This window comes from Yoonia sp. F2084L, assembly GCF_023015625.1.
GTDB lineage: Bacteria > Pseudomonadota > Alphaproteobacteria > Rhodobacterales > Rhodobacteraceae > Yoonia.
The window spans coordinates 124,828-144,518 of sequence record NZ_JALKAH010000005.1 but is presented as its reverse complement, the minus strand read 5'-3'; the positions used below and the strand labels follow the sequence as shown (position 1 = coordinate 144,518).

Below are 19,691 nucleotides of genomic sequence, written 5' to 3'. Positions count from 1 at the left end.
AATGCCCGGGCCCCTTACAATCGGTATACTCGGCGGGATGGGGCCCGAAGCAACCATATTGCTGCAACGCAAAGTCATTGATGCCGTGTCTGCGCATGACGACAGCGATCATGTTCCCTTAATGATTGACATGAATCCGCAGGTGCCGTCGCGCATCGCGCATTTGATTGAAGGCACCGGCGAAGACCCTGGTCCTGCGCTGGCCGCGATGGCTATTAGGTTGCAACACATGGGCTGCGCCGCCTTGGCAATGCCTTGCAACACGGCGCACCACTATGCAGACGCGATAACCGGCGCGGTGGACATTCCCTTCTTGAACATGATTGATCTGGCTGCAAACCATGCCGCGCGCGCTATTGGCGAGGGTGGACGTGTTGGCATACTGGCCTCACCTGCCGTGCAGAAAGCCGGCTTATTTGAGCGGGCTCTGGGCAAAAAAGATATGTCGGTGCATTGGCCAAACCGCGATGATGCCATGCTCGCTGCAATCAGTTTGATTAAATCACAAGGACCAGAGCCGCGAGCACGCAACGCTCTACTTGACGCCTCGACAGTGCTTGATGCTGCTGCGGTGGAGCTACAGATCATTGCCTGTTCCGAATTTTCGCTGATCGCAGATAGCGTGGTCCCGGATGCACATGTTGTGGATACCATTGACCTGTTGGCACAGGAAATTGTTGGCTTTTCGACGACTGGATAGATCAAAAAACCCCAAACCGGACCGTCGCCGCATTCTGATCCAAAGACCGTTTTTCTGTTTGAGGTCAGATATGCGGGTGAGGGGGGAATGCGGCCGACATTCGGCAGAGCACTAGAAAAAGAATGATGCTGACAATCCAACTTCTGAATTGCTTTGCCCGCTGTCGGGTTGCAAGTGCTGGGCTCTGAGCCGTACATCCGATGTTTGGCTGTCGCCAAAGCGCATGTCGATTGATGCTTCAAAGCGGCTCTGGTCGTCCAACCCATGTGATGTCAGGTGGCGCGCCGTTGCCGCCAGTCTGATCGCTGTGCCAAATGATCCGACCAGTTGGATGTTCGGCCCAACCTCAAGCGCGCCGTCAAATCGACCATCTGCAATCCCGCGCCCTTGGGCGAAAAGCGCGAGCGCCGCATTCTGTCCCAATGCGATGCTGGTCCCGTACCCCCCTTCGGCAAAACCAACGAGGCATTGATCGCAGCTTAGGTCGCGATCTTCGGCACCGATCCGGAAAGTCCATGCACGATCGCGGTCAAAGGGCAGGGCGGTTGGGGATACGTTGAATGCTTCGATCCTGATCAGGTCCAACTGTCGCAGCGATAGTTCATCGTTGCGCAGCAAAAGACGGATATCTCCCATCGCTACGCCACCATAGGGCAATGCACCTGCATCAAGTGACAAAAGGTCCGAATAGGCGGGCCGCAGTCTGATCTCGATCCCTTCGCCAAGCCTGTTGTGCGACAATGCGGTGATCTGCAGCAGTGACGACCGATGCCCCTGCGTCGGCGGAGCGATATCATCGGGTGCAGGTTCTAACGCGGCCCCTGCCGGTTGTTGCAGCCGTAACAGGGCCAGTTGCCGCTGCATTTGCTGGGCACTGGTGGCTTCGTCGCTACCGGCCTCATGCTTTTCACGGCCAAAGCGGGTGTATTGCAAAGCCACCTCAAGAATGCGGCTTTGGCTTTGAGGGTCTTTCTCGTCAAAGCTGGCCGGGGCGCTTTCGCCTGTATCCAGCGCGGTCAACAAATCGTCCAGTGCCTGTTGCTCAGCGGTCGTCAGCGATGCGTATGCCTGTCGGAAACTTCGCTGGCGCGACGCGACAAGCCCTATGTCAGCCACCAGTGGTGCGCCTGTTGCGGTGGTCATGCCGGACAGGCTCTCGAACAGATCGGCGGGGGTGGACCAGAGTTTGATTTCAGGCAAGGTCAGCCCGTCAATGGCTAAGGAAAGCAATTGCGCAAACTCGTAAGCGCAATTGCGGGTCAGAAAGAAGTAGGTGTTGCGCGCATCCTGCAATTCCCATGTGTGATCTACCATAAGCTGCACTTGCGCATCGTCTAGGTTCAGGCGGTATTCCCACATGTCGCGCAACTGATCTTCGCCGTAGTCGTGGCGTTGGTCAAAGTAGCTGGTAGAACTGTAGCTGGATGGGTAGCCGCCCACCAATCCGCGCACCAGATAAGACACGGGATTTTCGGCCTCGGGCACAAGTGCGCCAAAATTGACGCTGCGGTTGCTCAGGTCGTCAGTTGTCAGGTCACCTTCACCGTCCTCGTTGAATTTCATCAAGATATGACCAAAGAATGAGGCGGGGTTCGACAGATCACCCGAGACGAAAACCAGACTGATCCCTGTAACGCTGCCATCCCTGCGCCAGCGTTGCAGGTCGGGGCAAACCGGTTGCTGCGGGGCTGTCCAGTCCAGCGCATCTTGCAAAAAACGGATGCGCGCCGGATAGCGACAGGACACGTAGGTGTTCACATCAGTGCTGATCGGGGCGAAGGCGGCAGTTAGCGTCGCCTCCATCTCGGCCAACGGATCGGTGGCACCTTCAGGGCTGAGGAAAAACGAACCTGGGCTGATTTCACTGCGCTGCGCTCTGCCGCGATAATGTAGCAGACCTTTCCAGTGATCCCGCTCACTGAGTTGCAGATCGTTGGCTTGTGCGATCAGGCTTTGCAACTGGGCACGGTCGCCCGCATCACGCGCGCTCAGTGGTCCGGATATCAACAAAAGTAGGGAAATTAGGCATATACGGAGCATGCAAAAGCGATCCGATGAGATTTGCAAAAAAAAGGGGTTGGCAAAAACGTGTTTTGCCAACCCCTCAATAGCGGTGGTTACTGTACGGGCAGGCAGGAACCCGCATAGTTGGCTTGTACGGTCTGGTACATATCCACATACATGTCGCGTGCTTTGTCAGCGTCGTCCATGCTTGCGTAAGTAACGTCAGACATGCTGTCGTTCAGGTTTGTGCGCATGTCGGCGATCAACGCAGGGCGTATCGCTTCGTCACAACCCATCACGTTCATCAGCGATGTGATGTATTCACCTTCGCCAACGGCCACATCAACTTCGAATTGTGGGTAGGCTGCGTGCATCATACGTGCAGAGACTGCGCCCGCGCCGGAGCAGCTGTCAGGTAAGAGCAGACCTTGGGTCAGAACGGTCGGCGATGACACCAAGATGTTGACAATAACAGGTGCGACGGGCTGATCACCATTTGGGAAAATTGCGCCACCAAGGCCGCAGTTTGTATAAATCGCGCCAATATCTTGCGCAGAGGCAACGTTTGGTGCGGTCAAAGAAAGGGCGGCAACGGCGGCTACATATACGAGGTTTTGCTTCACAGGTTTTTTCTCCAGTTATGGTTCTCACAAGTTGAGCGATATGAACAGTTCACTCAATCGTGAGCATTGCCCCGAATTGCTGCTGGTACAAGGTGTTTATTCGACTTAAGCGTGTAACGCACATTTGCCACGAATGATCTGAAGCGGTCCGAACCATAGTTTCCCGCGCGGATAAGCCCCCGTCGCCATTTCTGGTGTCAGGTGTCGCCCCGCTTCATCGGTGCATTTCGCGCTGTTTTTTCTTATTGACCTTGAACTTTTGTCGAATCCCGACTAAGTGACGCGCTCGTCCAGCGTGATCGGCCCAAATTAACCATGTCATAACCATATTTTAGCTTGTCTTTCAAAGCGCCGATGATGCGCGTTTTGACAGGTAAGTTGTTCGTTTCGGGAGAGGTGTTTTGGGATACACCTCAGGTATTGAAACGATCCTGCTGTAAATCGGACGCGCATTGGTGGCCCAGCCAACGCGCGTTCTGACATTATGGAGACCCGGCAAACATGGCTTCAACCTTCCTTGGTCAGAAACGTCTGCGTAAGTACTACGGCAAAATCCGCGAAGTACTTGAAATGCCGAACCTTATTGAGGTTCAGAAATCCTCTTATGATCTGTTCCTGCGCTCTGGCGACAGTGATACACCGCTTGACGGCGAAGGCATCAAAGGTGTCTTCCAGTCGGTGTTCCCGATCAAAGACTTCAATGAAACCGCCGTGCTTGAGTTCGTCAAATACGAGCTGGAAAAGCCGAAATACGATGTCGAGGAATGTCAGCAACGCGACATGACTTACAGCGCACCGCTGAAAGTGACCCTTCGTCTGATCGTGTTTGATGTGGATGAAGATACAGGCGCAAAGTCTGTCAAAGACATCAAAGAACAAGATGTGTTCATGGGCGACATGCCCCTGATGACGCCAAATGGCACATTTGTTGTCAACGGCACCGAGCGTGTGATCGTATCCCAGATGCACCGTTCCCCCGGTGTGTTCTTTGACCACGACAAGGGCAAAACCCACTCGTCCGGTAAACTGCTGTTTGCTTGCCGTATCATCCCGTACCGCGGCAGCTGGCTCGACTTTGAATTCGATGCCAAGGACCTTGTGTTCTGCCGGATTGACCGTCGTCGTAAACTGCCTGTGACAACCCTGCTTTATGCGCTGGGCTTCGATCAGGAAGGCATCATGAATGCCTATTACAACACTGTGGAATACAAGCTGGACAAAAAGGGCGCTGCTTGGACAACCAAGTTCTTCCCTGAGCGTGTGCGCGGCACACGCCCCGCCCATGATCTGGTTGACGCCAAAACAGGCGAAGTGATCGCCAAGGCGGGTGAGAAAGTTACCCCGCGTTCGGTCAAGAAACTGATTGATGCCGGCGACGTCACTGAATTGCTGGTTCCATACGACAACATTCTGGGCAAGTTCGTATCCGAGGACATCATCAACGAAGAAACCGGTGCGATCTACGTCGAAGCCGGTGATGAGTTGACTGTTGAAGTTGACAAAGCTGGTGAAGTGACCGGCGGTACGCTGACCGAATTGGTCGCTGCTGGTATTAAGACGATCCCAGTTCTGGACATCGATAACGTCACAGTGGGCGCTTACATGCGCAACACAATGGCCGCAGATAAGAACATGAACCGCGAAACCGCGCTCATGGATATCTACCGCGTCATGCGTCCGGGTGAGCCGCCGACCGTTGATTCAGCAAGCGCGCTGTTCGACACGCTGTTCTTCGACAGTGAGCGTTATGATCTGTCCGCTGTTGGCCGTGTGAAGATGAACATGCGTCTGGATCTGGATGCTGAAGACACCATGCGCACCCTGCGCAAGGAAGACATCGTATCCTGCATCAAAGCGCTGGTTGAGCTGCGTGACGGCAAAGGCGACATCGACGATATCGACCACCTTGGTAACCGCCGCGTCCGTTCTGTTGGCGAGCTGATGGAAAACCAGTACCGCGTTGGCCTGCTCCGCATGGAGCGCGCGATCAAAGAGCGTATGTCATCTGTCGAAATCGACACAGTCATGCCGCAGGACCTGATCAACGCCAAGCCGGCGGCGGCCGCGGTGCGTGAATTCTTCGGCTCTTCGCAGCTGTCGCAGTTCATGGACCAAACCAACCCGCTGTCCGAGGTCACGCACAAGCGTCGCCTGTCCGCACTTGGACCCGGTGGTCTGACACGCGAGCGTGCCGGATTTGAGGTGCGCGACGTGCACCCAACCCACTATGGTCGTATGTGCCCGATTGAGACACCGGAAGGGCCGAACATTGGTCTGATCAACTCGCTGGCCACTTTTGCCCGTGTGAACAAATACGGCTTTATCGAAACACCATACCGCAAGGTCACAGACGGCAAGGTCACAGACGAAGTGTCCTATATGTCCGCGACCGAAGAAATGCGTCACACCGTGGCGCAGGCCAACGCGAATATGGCTGCCGATGGGTCGTTTAACAACGAACTGGTCTCAACCCGTAAGAACGGTGACTATACGCTGTCTCCGCGCGAAAACGTTGACCTGATCGACGTGTCACCAAAGCAGCTTGTCTCTGTTGCGGCGTCCTTGATCCCGTTCCTTGAAAACGATGATGCGAACCGGGCCCTGATGGGTTCGAACATGCAACGTCAGGCGGTTCCACTGCTTCAGGCCGAGGCCCCGTTGGTGGGTACCGGTATCGAAGAAGTTGTGGCACGCGACAGTGGCGCGGCGATCATGGCGAAACGTGGTGGTATCATCGACCAGGTCGATGCCCAGCGTATCGTGATCCGTGCGACATCTGATCTTGAGTTGGGTGACGCAGGCGTTGACATCTACCGCATGCGCAAGTTCCAGCGTTCCAACCAGAACACCTGCATCAACCAGCGTCCGCTGGTGAAGGTGGGCGACAAGATCCAGAAGGGTCAGGTCATTGCCGATGGTCCATCTACCGATATCGGTGAATTGGCCCTTGGTAAGAACGTGGTCGTCGCGTTTATGCCGTGGAATGGCTATAACTACGAAGACAGTATCCTGATCTCTGAGCGTATCGTGCGCGACGACGTCTTTACCTCGATCCACATCGAGGAGTTTGAAGTCGCCGCCCGTGACACCAAGCTTGGGCCAGAGGAAATCACCCGCGATATTCCAAACGTCGGCGAGGAGGCACTGCGCAACCTTGACGAAGCAGGGATCGTTTACATCGGGGCCGAAGTTGGCCCTGCGGATATCCTTGTCGGCAAGATCACACCAAAAGGCGAAAGCCCGATGACGCCGGAAGAAAAGCTTCTCCGCGCCATCTTTGGTGAAAAAGCATCTGACGTGCGCGACACATCCTTGCGTCTGCCGCCGGGTGACTTTGGTACGGTCGTAGAGGTCCGCGTCTTTAACCGCCACGGCGTGGAAAAAGACGAACGTGCATTGCAGATCGAGCGTGAAGAGGTTGAACGCCTTGCGCGTGACCGCGACGATGAAATGGTCATCCTTGACCGCAACATCTATGCGCGTTTGTGGGACATCATCAGCGGCAAGAAAGCGGCCAAGGGTCCGAAGGGCTTTAAGTCGGGTTCTGTGGTGTCCGAGGAAAGCGTTGCCGATCTGACACGTGGTCAGTGGTGGCAGCTGGCGATGGCTGACGAAGATGACGCCAAGATCGTGGAAGCGCTGAACGAACAATACGAAATCCAGAAGCGTGCAATGGACGCGCGGTTCGAGGATAAGGTCGAGAAAGTGCGCCGCGGCGATGATCTGCCTCCGGGTGTGATGAAGATGGTCAAAGTCTTCGTGGCTGTGAAGCGTAAGCTGCAGCCCGGTGATAAGATGGCCGGTCGTCACGGCAACAAAGGTGTTATCTCCAAGGTTGTTCCTATGGAAGACATGCCGTTCCTTGCGGATGGTACACCAGTGGATTTCTGTTTGAACCCACTTGGCGTGCCTTCGCGGATGAACGTCGGTCAGATTCTGGAAACACACATGGGCTGGGCCGCACGCGGCCTTGGCATTCAGATTGACGAAGCCTTGGGTGAATATCGCCGCTCTGGCGATCTGACACCTGTGCGTGAGGCGATGAAAATTGCCTATGGCGACGATGTCTACGACGAAGGCATTGCTGGCATGGACGAGGATCTGTTGATCGAGGCTGCGGGTAACGTCACCAACGGTGTTCCAATCGCAACGCCCGTTTTTGACGGCGCGAAAGAGGCTGACGTGAATGACAGCCTTGTGCGTGCGGGTTTCGACACCTCTGGTCAGTCGGTTTTGTTCGACGGTCGCACAGGTGAGCAGTTCTCGCGCAAAGTGACTGTTGGTGTGAAGTATCTGCTGAAATTGCACCACCTGGTCGACGACAAGATCCACGCACGTTCCACCGGGCCTTACAGCCTTGTCACGCAGCAACCGTTGGGTGGTAAAGCCCAGTTCGGTGGCCAGCGTTTCGGGGAAATGGAAGTCTGGGCATTGGAAGCATATGGCGCAGCTTACACCTTGCAGGAAATGCTGACTGTGAAGTCGGATGACGTGGCAGGGCGGACGAAAGTCTATGAAAGCATCGTCAAAGGCGAGGACAACTTCGAGGCCGGTGTGCCGGAGTCGTTCAACGTGCTTGTGAAAGAAGTCCGGGGCCTCGGCCTCAACATGGAACTCCTGGATGCGGAGGATGAGGAATAGGCGCAGCAGCGCGTGGGTTTCACCCACCCTACCGTAGGGTGGGTGAAACCCACAATTCCCACATCCCCATGCACCCCAATTCAAGGAATTGAAGATGAACCAGGAACTGACAAACAACCCGTTTAATCCGCTCACACCGGCGAAAACGTTTGACGAAATCAAGGTCTCTTTGGCCTCTCCTGAACGGATCCTGTCGTGGTCCTTTGGTGAGATCAAAAAGCCAGAGACCATCAACTACCGTACGTTCAAGCCAGAGCGTGACGGCCTGTTCTGTGCGCGTATCTTTGGCCCGATCAAGGACTACGAATGCCTGTGCGGTAAGTATAAGCGCATGAAATATCGCGGTGTTGTCTGCGAAAAATGCGGTGTGGAAGTCACACTGCAGAAAGTCCGCCGCGAGCGGATGGGCCACATCGAATTGGCCGCACCTGTGGCCCACATCTGGTTCCTCAAGTCGCTGCCATCCCGCATCGGCCTGATGCTGGACATGACATTGCGCGATCTTGAGCGTATCCTTTACTTTGAAAACTACGTAGTGATCGAACCCGGCCTGACTGACCTGACTTACGGCCAGTTGATGACCGAAGAAGAGTTCAACGACGCCCAAGACCTTTATGGCATGGATGCATTCCAGGCCAACATCGGTGCCGAAGCGATCCGCGAAATGCTGTCCCAGATTGACCTTGAATCTGAGGCAGAGCAACTGCGCGCTGACCTCAAAGAGGCGACAGGTGAGCTGAAGCCAAAGAAGATCATCAAGCGTTTGAAGATCGTCGAAAGCTTCCTTGAAAGCGGCAACCGCCCAGAGTGGATGGTTCTGACAGTGATCCCTGTGATCCCGCCAGAGCTGCGCCCGCTGGTCCCACTGGATGGCGGCCGTTTCGCGACGTCTGACCTGAACGACCTTTATCGTCGTGTGATCAACCGCAACAACCGTTTGAAGCGTTTGATCGAATTGCGCGCCCCTGACATCATCGTCCGCAACGAAAAGCGGATGTTGCAGGAATCTGTTGATGCGTTGTTCGACAACGGCCGTCGTGGCCGCGTGATCACGGGTGCCAACAAGCGTCCGCTGAAATCGCTGTCAGACATGCTGAAAGGTAAGCAGGGTCGTTTCCGCCAGAACCTTTTGGGGAAACGCGTCGACTTCTCTGGTCGTTCGGTCATTGTGACGGGTCCGGAACTGAAGCTGCATCAATGTGGTCTGCCGAAAAAGATGGCGCTGGAGCTGTTCAAGCCGTTCATCTATTCGCGCCTTGAAGCGAAGGGCCTGTCTTCGACCGTCAAGCAAGCCAAGAAACTGGTTGAAAAAGAGCGTCCCGAAGTGTGGGATATCCTGGACGAGGTCATCCGCGAACACCCTGTCATGCTGAACCGTGCGCCAACGCTGCACCGGTTGGGCATTCAGGCGTTCGAACCTGTGCTGATCGAAGGCAAAGCGATCCAGCTGCACCCGCTTGTGTGTTCTGCGTTTAACGCCGACTTCGACGGTGACCAGATGGCGGTTCACGTGCCGCTTTCGCTGGAAGCACAGCTTGAAGCCCGTGTTCTGATGATGTCCACGAACAATGTGTTGTCGCCCTCCAACGGTGCGCCAATCATCGTGCCTTCGCAGGATATGATCTTGGGTCTCTACTACACCACCATCATGCGCGACGGCATGAAGGGCGAGGGCATGAACTTCTCGGATATCGAAGAAGTTGAACACGCCTTGACCGCTGGTGAAGTACACCTACACGCCAAGATTAACGCGCGCATGACGCAGATCGACGACGAAGGGAACGAAGTGCAGGTGCGCTTTGAAACCACGCCGGGCCGTTTGCGCCTTGGTGCGTTGTTGCCGCTGAATGCGAAGGCACCATTTGCCTTGGTCAACCGTCTGCTGCGCAAGAAAGAAGTGCAGCAGATCATCGACACGGTCTACCGTTACTGTGGTCAGAAAGAATCTGTCATCTTCTGTGACCAGATCATGACCATGGGCTTCCGCGAGGCGTTCAAGGCGGGCATTTCGTTTGGTAAAGACGACATGGTTGTGCCGGACACCAAGTGGGGACTGGTCGATGAAACACGCGACTTGGTCAAAGACTTTGAACAGCAGTACATGGACGGCCTGATTACGCAGGGTGAAAAGTACAACAAAGTTGTCGATGCGTGGTCAAAGGCCAACGACAAAGTCACCGACGCAATGATGGCCACGATTGGTACAACGCCAACGATGGAAGACGGCTCTCAGGGTGAACCGAACTCGGTTTACATGATGGCCCACTCCGGTGCGCGTGGTTCGGTCACACAGATGAAGCAGCTGGGCGGTATGCGCGGCCTGATGGCCAAGCCGAACGGTGAAATCATCGAGACGCCAATCATCTCGAACTTTAAGGAAGGTCTGACCGTTCTTGAGTACTTCAACTCTACCCACGGTGCCCGTAAGGGTCTGTCGGATACGGCGTTGAAGACTGCGAACTCTGGTTACCTGACACGTCGTCTGGTGGATGTCGCCCAAGACTGTATCGTCCGCGAGGTTGATTGCGGAACTGAGCGTGCGATCACTGCCGAAGCTGCCGTGAACGATGGTGAGGTTGTGTCGTCCTTGGCTGAGCGTGTGCTGGGCCGTGTCTCTGCTGATGATGTCATCAAGCCGGGTACGGACGAAGTGATCGTCGAAGCTGGTGAGCTGATCGACGAACGCAAGGCCGACATGATCGACGTTGCCGGCGTTGGCAAAATGCGTATCCGTAGCCCGCTGACATGCGAGTCAGAGGATGGCGTCTGTGCCATGTGCTACGGTCGTGACCTTGCCCGCGGTACACGCGTCAACATCGGTGAGGCCGTTGGCATTATCGCTGCACAGTCCATCGGTGAGCCTGGTACGCAGCTGACCATGCGGACATTCCACATTGGTGGCGTTGCCCAAGGTGGCCAGCAGTCGTTCCAGGAGGCATCACAGCCGGGTAAAGTTCGTTTCGACAACGAAAACCTGCTGGAAAATGCCGCTGGCGAAATGGTTGTCATGGGTCGTAACATGACTCTGTCGATCATGGACGCGGACGAGAACGAGCTTGCCAGCCACAAGGTTGGTTACGGTTCCAAGGTCTTTGTCAAAGACGGTCAGGATATCCTGCGCGGCGACAAGATGTTCGAATGGGATCCATACACCCTGCCGATCATTGCAGAGGCATCCGGTACAGCCAAATACGTTGATCTGGTGAACGGTATCGCGGTCCGTGAAGACACAGATGATGCAACGGGTATGACCCAGCGCATCGTGTCTGACTGGCGCGCGGCACCCAAGGGCAATGAGCTTGCACCAAAGATCATCGTTCTGGGCAAAGATGGCGAAGTTGTCCTCAAAGAGGATGGCAACCCTGTTGCTTATCCGATGTCTGTGGACGCCGTTCTGTCTGTCGAAGACGGGGAAGAGATCAAAGCGGGTGACGTTGTCGCGCGTATCCCACGTGAGGGTGCCAAGACGAAAGACATCACCGGTGGTCTGCCACGTGTGGCCGAACTGTTCGAAGCCCGTCGTCCGAAGGATCACGCAATCATCGCCGAAATTGATGGCTACGTGCGCTTTGGCAAGGACTATAAGAACAAGCGCCGCATCGCGATTGAATCCTCTGATGATGCAGAGGTAAAGGTCGAATACATGGTGCCCAAGGGCAAGCACATCCCGGTTGCGGAAGGTGACTTTGTCCAGAAGGGTGACTACATCATGGACGGCAACCCAGCCCCGCACGATATTCTTGCGGTTATGGGGGTCGAGGCGCTTGCCGACTATATGATCGACGAAGTGCAGGACGTGTACCGCCTGCAGGGCGTGAAAATCAACGACAAGCACATCGAAGTTATCGTACGTCAGATGCTCCAGAAGTGGGAGATTCAGGACAGTGGTGACACCGTTCTGCTGAAAGGCGAAAACGTCGATAAGGCTGAATTTGATGAAGCCAACGCCAAGGCACTTGCACGGGGCGACCGCCCCGCGCAGGGTGAGCCGATCTTGTTGGGTATCACCAAGGCATCGTTGCAGACCCGTTCGTTCATCTCTGCCGCATCGTTCCAGGAGACGACACGCGTTCTGACCGAAGCATCCGTGCAAGGTAAGCGCGACAAGCTGATTGGCCTGAAAGAGAACGTCATCGTGGGCCGTCTGATCCCAGCCGGTACGGGTGGCGCGACACAGCAGGTGCGCCGTGTGGCCGCTGACCGCGACAATGTCGTGATCGAAGCGCGCCGCGAGGAAGCTGAAGAAGCTGCACGTTTGGCCGCTCCGATGGAGATGGCGGATACGTCATCTGACGCGAATGTGTTTGCGGATGATCTGGTTGTGGACACGCCGGAAAGCAACGACACGTAAGATCGGTCAAATGATTGAAAAAGGCCCTCGCTTCTGGCGGGGGCCTTTTTGTTTGGTGCCACGATGCATTCGCAAAAAACCCAACTTTGGGCGAACGACTAGCTTTGGTGATGTGCCTCCAGCGACGCAAGTCCGTTGTCATACATCCCCTGAACCATTGGCCCGAACTTTTCAGCTGTGCCGGGATCAAGCACAAGCTGAGCGGACCAGGAAACATGGCTGGTCCCGTCGCCTAGATCGTCGATACGGATCGTCCCGACGACGTTCCTGGCGGGCAACCCGTGCTCATCAATAGCGTAGCTGAAGGTGCGGGTCGCCGCATCGCGAAGCAGTATCCGTTCCTTCAAGATGCCGCCATCTTGCATGACACAGGTCCTGCGCGGTTGCGCTGAATCGGCCTCCAGAACTTCGCTTTCCCGGATCAAGCCCGGATACCATTTTTCCATCTCGGTCATTTGGCTGACGGTCTGCCAAAGTATATCTGCACCAATTGGAATGTTACGTTCCGCGCGAATGTGGTGGGTCATGTTTTATCCTGATTTGGGTGAGCTTTGAGAGTGAGGTCTTTTTGTGATCAAGAATTGTTCACGGGGCAGGTGCTGAAGCCCAGCATTGCGTAGATTGAACAGCGTGCCGTGATTGACGTGAGTAAGAGCATCACTGCCAGTACCGCGCTAATCACAAGAGCAATGCCCGTTAGCGTGCCGTTGAACCAAAGAAGGGTGACAATAAGGGCGGGGACGGCGCGAACAATTCTGTCGATGGTGCCGACATTCCGGGTCATGAGACGTTGAAGAAGTGACATTTGGTGTTTCCTTTCTGGGTTCATTTCCGGAAAGAGTTATGGCATGGATCATATTGGTCCGCGTGATCCAATTTTGAATATACTGTGGTCCATTAATGGACCGCATCCGGAGGAAACTAGAATGTCCTTGGATTGGAATGACTTGAAAGTGTTCCTGGCGTTAGAGCGAGGACGATCAGCGCGTGCGGCGGCAGTCAGTTTGGGGACCAGCCATTCGACAGTTCTACGCAGACTACAGACGTTAGAACACGCGCTGGGCGCACAGGTTTTTGATCGAACGCCGGAAGGGCTGTTGATCACAGGGCCGGGGGAAACGCTTCTTCACAAGGCGCAGCAAATCGAAGCTGACTTTCTTGAGGTTGAGCGCGAAGTGGCAGGTGCTGATGTTGTTCTCAAAGGCGCGGTCAGGTTGACGGCGCCACCGGCTGTCCTGAAATATCTGATGCTTCCCATCTTGGCCGATTTCCGGGCAAAGTACCCCGAGATTGAGATTGAGATCGTATCAACGAATAGATTTACAGATCTGAACAAGCGGGACGCTGACATCGCTGTTCGGTTCTCGGAAGAACCCGATGATTATCTTGTTGGAAGACGATTACCGCCATTTCATGACGCGATATTCTGCGCCCGCGGAACCGCAGATCCGCAAGGGATGGGCTGGATCGGTTGGACGAATACTGTCCGCTTTCAAGAACGGATCGCAACGACCCCATTTTCAAACGCGCCTGTTGACTGGACGATCCCGGATCTTGAGTTGCAGGCGCAGGCAGCGCGGGAAGGCTTGGGAATGGCTCTGTTACCTTGCGTGATGGGGGACCGCGATGACCGGCTACAGCGGGTGGTTCCACATTTCACACAACCGACATTGACGGCGTGGTTGCTTCAGCATCCAGACCTGCGGCGGCTGGAACGCGTACGCATTTTTGCAGAGTTCGTCTTTGCCGCAATTTCAAAACAGAGCCGGTTTGTGGCTGGTATTGGCTAGAGCCTATCTGAAACAAGCATCGGCATGGCGTCTTCCCGACGGCGCCGCTGCGCACAGTCAAAATCATCGCAATCCGGGTGACCTAGATCAAAGCTATCCGTGCGCTGGGCTGCTACGCTGTGGTCATAATCAAAGGACCCAAATCATGTACAACAACATCCTCGTTCCCGTTTCATTCGAAGCTGACCGCAATGCCCAAGGTGCGATGGAAATCGCCAAGGCGCTCCGCGCCGATGGCGGGACAATCACCTGCCTGCATGTGATGGAACAGTTGCCGAAATACGCGACCGAGTATTTGCCCGCCGGTCACCTTGAGACTGCGAAGGCCGATGTTGTGGCAAGTCTGCAATCGCTTGTTGATGGGGTCGATAACGCATCTGCGGTGGTAGTGGACGGGCATTCCTCGCGTACCATCCTTGCCCATGCCGACAATAACGATGTGGACCTGATCATCGTGGCCAGTCACCAACCGGGCATGCAGGATTACCTTCTGGGGTCCACAGCGGCCAAGGTTGTGCGCCATGCCAAATGCGCGGTGCATGTGCTGCGCTAATGCTGGCTTTGTCTGGATGGCGCTGATACGCCAGCGCCATGCCGGTCCTGTCTGACAATATCCGCGGCGCACTTTTCATGGTGTGCGCGATGTGCGCCTATACGTTCAACGATGCTTTCATGAAGGCACTGTCGGATGAAATCCCGCTGTTTCAGGCGATCTTTTTGCGCGGGGTCGGTGCGGTGATTTTTCTGGCGATCATGTGCCGCATGCTGGGTCAGCTACGTTTCCGGTTTCCGCGACGCGATTGGGGCCTTTTGCTGCTGCGCACGGCGGGCGAGGTTGGGGGCACGTTCTTCTTTCTGACCGCCCTCTTCAACATGCCCATTGCGAACGTGAGTGCGATTTTGCAGGTGCTGCCTCTGAGTGTCAGCCTTGCTGCGGCGCTGATCTTGGGCGAGGCGCTTGGCTGGCGCAGGCTGACGGCAATCTTTGTTGGCTTTGTCGGAGTGCTGTTGATCATTCAGCCAGGTGGTGCGGATTTCAGTAGCTATAGCATTTATGCGCTTGGTGCTGTCGCCTGTGCGACGATGCGCGATATCGCCATGCGGCGCATGTCGCATGACGTGCCAGCTGTGTTTGTGGGGTTGATTGCGGCAGTTGGTGTCATGGGACTGGGGGCGGGTGGGTCGCTTTTCACCTCGTGGGAGCCGCTTACCAGAACGTCCGGCTTGCAGTTGGCCGGTGCGATGACATTCATGATCTTTGCTTACATCGCATCCGCGAATGCGATGCGATTTGGTGAAATCGGGTTTGTCGCCCCGTTCCGCTACACCAGCTTGTTGGTCGCGTTGATCCTTGGTGTCATCGTCTTTGGTGAATGGCCCAACGCGTTGGCCTTGGCCGGTGGTGCTGTCGTTGTGGTCACAGGGCTTTTTACGCTCTACCGAGAGACGAAGCTGAAGATCCGGCACAGGATTATGCCGGACCGTATCAAATAGGCTTAGTCTGCTCTCCCGAAGAAGACGCCATCGACATCCATATTGAATTCGCCGCGCGCGGTCCCTTCGGCTGACCCAAAGACTGCATCGCCGCGACGCAAGCCGTCATGGACGTCACCATCAAGCGTCAAAAGCATCTGGCTGTCGACCTCAACCCCGTCGTTGTCCACACCGGTAATCTGACCCGATGCAAAGGCATCAAGTCGACCGCTGCTTTCAACCCCGTCAATGTTCAGACTGCCATCAAAGCGTTGGTTAGGTTCCCCGTTGGGATCAATCAGGTTAATGTTCGTGACACTGCCATCAATGTCATTGTCTGCAAAATCGACGCGCATGGCCATGTCACCCAAAATGCTGCCATTGGCATCACCGCTTACATTTGCGCCTAACTGACCGCGATAGGTCACGCTGCCTGTGGGCAAGTTGGCTGTGCTGGTCAAAGGCAATCTGCTGATCGCTTCTGCCTCGGCAAAGGCACGATCCACATCCGAGGCAGTGACGGAAGGCTCATTCTCGCTTGCGCTCATGCAGGCCGAAAGGGCGGCGAGGCTGATTATACTAACTGTGATACGGTTCATGTTTTGGGCTCCATCGTGATGGTTGCAAAGGGCTGGCGCGGCTTTTGCGCCTTGCAACAACAGATGGGGCAAGGGGGCTTCGTTAAGCAATAAAGCCTGATTGCTATAGGATATCGTTGGATGTTATTGACGCCTTCGCGCCGCCAGATAACAGGTGCGCGACTGAGACGCGGGGTGGGCGTTGTGGCACTGTTGACAGCCCAACCGACTCCACCTATACGCCGCTCATCCGGGCCGAGGGGAAACCCTTATAGTCCCGTTATTATACCACGTCGTGGCCAAGAACCGAGCGCTTTTACTGCTTTGTTCCTCTGGAGCTCACCGCACCGAACCTCCGGTAAGGGTTCGACTGCGGAATTTTTGTGCTTTCCGAAGTGAAAGCAGTTTTGAAACTCAGCGTTTGCCGGACGCAACATGTGAATAGATGGGAACATCAAACGATGCCAACGATTCAGCAGCTGATCCGCAAGCCGCGCCAGCCAAAAGTCACCAGATCCAAGTCGCTCCACATGGAGGGATGCCCACAAAAACGCGGTGTTTGCACACGCGTTTATACAACGACACCTAAGAAGCCGAACTCGGCCATGCGTAAGGTTGCCAAAGTGCGCCTGACAAACGGTTTTGAGGTCATCTCTTACATCCCCGGTGAAAGCCACAACCTTCAGGAACACTCAGTGGTTCTGATCCGTGGCGGCCGTGTAAAAGACCTTCCAGGTGTGCGTTACCACATCCTGCGCGGTGTACTTGATACCCAAGGTGTCAAAGACCGTAAGCAACGTCGTTCGAAATACGGCGCGAAGCGTCCTAAGTAAGGAAAAGATTAGATGTCACGTCGTCACGCCGCTGAAAAACGCGAAGTCCTGCCAGACGCAAAGTTTGGTGACCTTGTTCTGACAAAGTTCATGAACAACCTGATGGTTGACGGTAAGAAAGCCGTCGCCGAACGCATCGTTTACAACGCATTCGATCGCGTTGAAGACAAGCTGAAGAAATCCCCTATGGAAGTCTTCCATGAGTGCCTTGAAAACATCAAACCATCCGTCGAAGTGCGTTCGCGCCGCGTCGGTGGTGCGACCTATCAGGTACCCGTCGAAGTGCGCCCAGAGCGTCGCGAGGCATTGGCTATCCGCTGGCTGATCGCTGCTGCGAAAAAGCGCAACGAAAACACGATGGAAGAGCGCCTTGCAGGCGAGCTGATGGACGCGGTCAACGGCCGCGGCACAGCCGTCAAGAAGCGTGAAGACACCCATAAAATGGCCGACGCGAACAAAGCGTTCAGCCACTACCGCTGGTAATAGGAAGCATCTGATATGGCACGCGAGTATCCTCTCGAACTGTACCGGAACTTTGGTATCATGGCGCACATCGACGCCGGCAAAACCACATGTTCCGAGCGCATCCTGTATTATACAGGCAAAGAACATAACATCGGCGAAGTCCACGACGGCGCGGCGACCATGGACCACATGGAGCAAGAGCAAGAGCGCGGCATTACGATCACATCTGCTGCGACGACTACTTTCTGGGAGCGCACAGAAGATGGTGCGACGCCTGATGGCCCCAAGCACCGCCTGAACATCATCGACACACCCGGCCACGTTGACTTCACGATTGAAGTTGAGCGTTCTTTGGCTGTGCTTGACGGTGCGGTCTGTGTTCTTGACGCCAACGCCGGTGTTGAGCCGCAGACAGAAACTGTTTGGCGTCAGGCTGACCGTTATAAAGTGCCGCGCATGGTTTTCGTCAACAAGATGGATAAAATCGGCGCTGACTTCTTCAAATGTGTTGAGATGGTCGAAGACCGCACTGGCGCACGCGCATTGCCAATCGCATTCCCAATTGGTGCCGAAACCGAGCTGGAAGGCCTGGTTGACCTTGTCACTATGGAAGAATGGTTGTGGCAGGGTGAAGACCTTGGTGCGTCTTGGACCAAAGCCCCTATTCGTGAAAGCCTGCAAGACCTGGCCAACGAATGGCGCGAAAAGCTGATCGAAGGTGCGGTTGAGCAAGACGACGATGCAATGGAAGCGTACCTTGAAGGTAACGAGCCTGACGTCGCAAAGCTGCGCGAAATGATCCGCAAAGCGACGCTCAGCATGTCTTTCGTTCCTGTTCTGGGTGGGTCTGCGTTCAAAAACAAAGGTGTTCAGCCGCTGTTGAACGCAGTTGTTGACTATCTGCCAAGCCCGCTTGACGTCGTGGACTACATGGGCTTCTTGCCCGGCGACGAAGACGAAGTGCGTAACATTGCCCGCCGTGCGGACGATGATATGGCCTTCTCTGCGCTGGCGTTCAAAATCTGGAATGACCCATTTGTGGGCTCGCTGACGTTTACCCGCATCTATTCGGGTAAGCTGGAAAAAGGCGATACATTCCTGAACTCCACCAAAGGCAAAAAAGAACGTGTCGGCCGCATGATGATCATGCACTCCAACGACCGTGATGAAATCTCGGAAGCGTTTTCCGGCGACATCATCGCGCTGGGTGGTCTGAAGGACACAACAACAGGTGACACATTGTGTTCTGTTGCAGAGCCTGTCGTTCTTGAAACAATGACGTTCCCGGATCCTGTGATCGAGATCGCCGTTGAGCCAAAGACAAAGGGTGATCAGGAAAAGATGGGCCTTGCTTTGCAGCGTTTGTCTGCTGAGGATCCTTCCTTCCGCGTTGAGACTGACCTTGAATCCGGTCAGACCATCATGAAGGGCATGGGCGAATTGCACCTCGACATTCTTGTCGACCGCATGAAGCGCGAATTCAAGGTTGAAGCCAACATCGGTGCGCCACAGGTGGCATACCGTGAAACAATCGGCCACGAGGTTGAGCATACCTACACCCACAAAAAGCAGTCGGGTGGTTCAGGTCAGTTCGGTGAAGTGAAAATGATCATCTCCCCGACAGAGCCCGGCGAAGGTTTCTCATTCGAAAGCCGCGTTGTCGGTGGTTCGGTGCCCAAGGAATACATCCCCGGTGTTGAAAAAGGCATCCGGTCTGTCATGGATAACGGCCCCTTGGCCGGCTTCCCCGTGATCGACTTTAAGGTGGCTTTGATCGACGGAAAGTTCCACGACGTTGACTCCTCCATCATGGCGTTCGAAATCGCGGCCCGTATGTGTATGCGTGAAGGCATGCGCAAAGCTGGTGCGAAACTGCTTGAGCCGATCATGAAGGTTGAGGTGATCACACCTGAAGAACACACCGGTGGTATCATCGGCGACCTGACATCACGTCGCGGTCAGGTGCAGGGTCAGGACACACGCGGTAACGCCATTGCAATCGACGCAATGGTGCCATTGGCGAACATGTTCGGCTACATCAACACGTTGCGTTCCATGTCGAGCGGTAGAGCCAACTTCTCGATGCAGTTTGACCACTACGAGCCGGTTCCAAGCAACATCTCTGAAGAGATCCAAGCGAAATACGCATAAGCGGTGCGGCGGGGATAACCCCGCCCTACCACCATCCCGTAGGGCGGGGTTATCCCCGCCGCCCCAACTAAATTGAAGGAGC

The 19,691-nt window shown here is 55.2% G+C and carries 14 protein-coding genes; 9 read left to right on the top strand and 5 right to left on the bottom strand.

Annotation, left to right across the window (positions count from 1 at the left end):
* Position 1: 1 nt before the first annotated feature.
* Positions 2-700 (top strand): amino acid racemase, encoded by a 699-nt coding sequence (locus tag MWU60_RS14765; protein ID WP_247228151.1) that lies wholly within the window; start codon positions 2-4, stop codon positions 698-700.
* A 111-nt stretch (positions 701-811) separates the two neighbouring features.
* On the opposite strand, the gene MWU60_RS14760 is transcribed toward MWU60_RS14765, so the two are convergent.
* Entirely contained in the window at positions 812-2,740 is a 1,929-nt protein-coding gene (locus tag MWU60_RS14760) for a DUF4105 domain-containing protein (protein ID WP_247228150.1), read from the bottom strand.
* A gap of 77 nt (positions 2,741-2,817) precedes the next feature.
* Complete coding sequence (locus tag MWU60_RS14755; RefSeq protein ID WP_247228149.1) at positions 2,818-3,282, bottom strand: DUF3015 family protein; 465 nt, start codon at positions 3,280-3,282, stop codon at positions 2,818-2,820.
* A 546-nt stretch (positions 3,283-3,828) separates the two neighbouring features.
* Between MWU60_RS14755 and rpoB the strand changes: the two genes are divergently transcribed.
* A complete protein-coding gene (rpoB, locus tag MWU60_RS14750) occupies positions 3,829-7,968 on the top strand; it encodes a DNA-directed RNA polymerase subunit beta (protein WP_247228148.1) in 4,140 nt (1,379 codons plus the stop codon).
* Between the two features lie 94 nt (positions 7,969-8,062).
* On the top strand, positions 8,063-12,319 hold the full coding sequence (gene rpoC, locus MWU60_RS14745; RefSeq protein ID WP_247228147.1) for a DNA-directed RNA polymerase subunit beta': 4,257 nt from the start codon (positions 8,063-8,065) through the stop codon (positions 12,317-12,319).
* Positions 12,320-12,417: 98 nt separating this feature from the next.
* On the opposite strand, the gene MWU60_RS14740 is transcribed toward rpoC, so the two are convergent.
* Both MWU60_RS14740 and MWU60_RS14735 read right to left on the bottom strand, forming a co-directional pair.
* On the bottom strand, positions 12,418-12,846 hold the full coding sequence (locus MWU60_RS14740) for an SRPBCC family protein (protein ID WP_247228146.1): 429 nt from the start codon (positions 12,844-12,846) through the stop codon (positions 12,418-12,420).
* A gap of 47 nt (positions 12,847-12,893) precedes the next feature.
* Positions 12,894-13,124, bottom strand: coding sequence for a DUF2892 domain-containing protein (locus MWU60_RS14735; RefSeq protein WP_247228145.1), 231 nt, complete (start codon positions 13,122-13,124; stop codon positions 12,894-12,896).
* A gap of 121 nt (positions 13,125-13,245) precedes the next feature.
* On the opposite strand from MWU60_RS14735, the gene MWU60_RS14730 reads away from it, so the two are divergent.
* From MWU60_RS14730 to MWU60_RS14720, 3 genes are all read left to right on the top strand, one after another.
* Positions 13,246-14,109: a LysR family transcriptional regulator gene (locus tag MWU60_RS14730; RefSeq protein WP_247228144.1), complete on the top strand. Its 864-nt coding sequence runs from the start codon at positions 13,246-13,248 to the stop codon at positions 14,107-14,109.
* A gap of 145 nt (positions 14,110-14,254) precedes the next feature.
* Entirely contained in the window at positions 14,255-14,662 is a 408-nt protein-coding gene (locus MWU60_RS14725; RefSeq protein WP_247228143.1) for a universal stress protein, read from the top strand.
* A gap of 38 nt (positions 14,663-14,700) precedes the next feature.
* On the top strand, positions 14,701-15,603 hold the full coding sequence (locus MWU60_RS14720) for a DMT family transporter (RefSeq protein WP_247228142.1): 903 nt from the start codon (positions 14,701-14,703) through the stop codon (positions 15,601-15,603).
* Positions 15,604-15,605: 2 nt separating this feature from the next.
* Here MWU60_RS14720 and MWU60_RS14715 read toward each other — a convergent pair whose 3' ends face one another.
* Positions 15,606-16,181 carry a hypothetical protein gene (locus MWU60_RS14715; RefSeq protein ID WP_247228141.1) on the bottom strand — a complete coding sequence of 192 codons (576 nt, stop codon included), beginning with the start codon at positions 16,179-16,181 and terminating at the stop codon, positions 15,606-15,608.
* Between the two features lie 440 nt (positions 16,182-16,621).
* On the opposite strand from MWU60_RS14715, the gene rpsL reads away from it, so the two are divergent.
* Genes rpsL through fusA form a run of 3 tightly spaced genes read left to right on the top strand, consistent with a single transcriptional unit; the run spans position 16,622 to position 19,609 of the window.
* Positions 16,622-16,993, top strand: a complete 372-nt coding sequence (gene rpsL, locus MWU60_RS14710) for a 30S ribosomal protein S12 (RefSeq protein WP_072901927.1) — start codon at positions 16,622-16,624, stop codon at positions 16,991-16,993.
* 12 nt (positions 16,994-17,005) lie between these two features.
* Entirely contained in the window at positions 17,006-17,476 is a 471-nt protein-coding gene (gene rpsG, locus MWU60_RS14705; protein ID WP_247228140.1) for a 30S ribosomal protein S7, read from the top strand.
* Positions 17,477-17,491: 15 nt separating this feature from the next.
* The gene (gene fusA / locus MWU60_RS14700; protein WP_247228139.1) at positions 17,492-19,609 is read left to right on the top strand and encodes an elongation factor G; all 2,118 of its coding nucleotides are present in this window, start codon (positions 17,492-17,494) and stop codon (positions 19,607-19,609) included.
* The last annotated feature ends 82 nt before the right edge of the window (positions 19,610-19,691 follow it).

Coding starts and splice junctions, on each gene's coding strand:
- rpsG (WP_247228140.1), top strand. CDS start 17,006: ATGTCACGTCGTCACGCCGCTGAAAAACGCGAAGTCCTGCCAGACGCA.
- MWU60_RS14725 (WP_247228143.1), top strand. CDS start 14,255: ATGTACAACAACATCCTCGTTCCCGTTTCATTCGAAGCTGACCGCAAT.
- MWU60_RS14760 (WP_247228150.1), bottom strand. CDS start 2,740: ATGCTCCGTATATGCCTAATTTCCCTACTTTTGTTGATATCCGGACCA.
- MWU60_RS14715 (WP_247228141.1), bottom strand. CDS start 16,181: ATGAACCGTATCACAGTTAGTATAATCAGCCTCGCCGCCCTTTCGGCC.
- MWU60_RS14730 (WP_247228144.1), top strand. CDS start 13,246: ATGTCCTTGGATTGGAATGACTTGAAAGTGTTCCTGGCGTTAGAGCGA.
- MWU60_RS14735 (WP_247228145.1), bottom strand. CDS start 13,124: ATGTCACTTCTTCAACGTCTCATGACCCGGAATGTCGGCACCATCGAC.
- MWU60_RS14765 (WP_247228151.1), top strand. CDS start 2: ATGCCCGGGCCCCTTACAATCGGTATACTCGGCGGGATGGGGCCCGAA.
- rpoB (WP_247228148.1), top strand. CDS start 3,829: ATGGCTTCAACCTTCCTTGGTCAGAAACGTCTGCGTAAGTACTACGGC.
- rpoC (WP_247228147.1), top strand. CDS start 8,063: ATGAACCAGGAACTGACAAACAACCCGTTTAATCCGCTCACACCGGCG.
- fusA (WP_247228139.1), top strand. CDS start 17,492: ATGGCACGCGAGTATCCTCTCGAACTGTACCGGAACTTTGGTATCATG.
- MWU60_RS14740 (WP_247228146.1), bottom strand. CDS start 12,846: ATGACCCACCACATTCGCGCGGAACGTAACATTCCAATTGGTGCAGAT.
- rpsL (WP_072901927.1), top strand. CDS start 16,622: ATGCCAACGATTCAGCAGCTGATCCGCAAGCCGCGCCAGCCAAAAGTC.
- MWU60_RS14720 (WP_247228142.1), top strand. CDS start 14,701: ATGCCGGTCCTGTCTGACAATATCCGCGGCGCACTTTTCATGGTGTGC.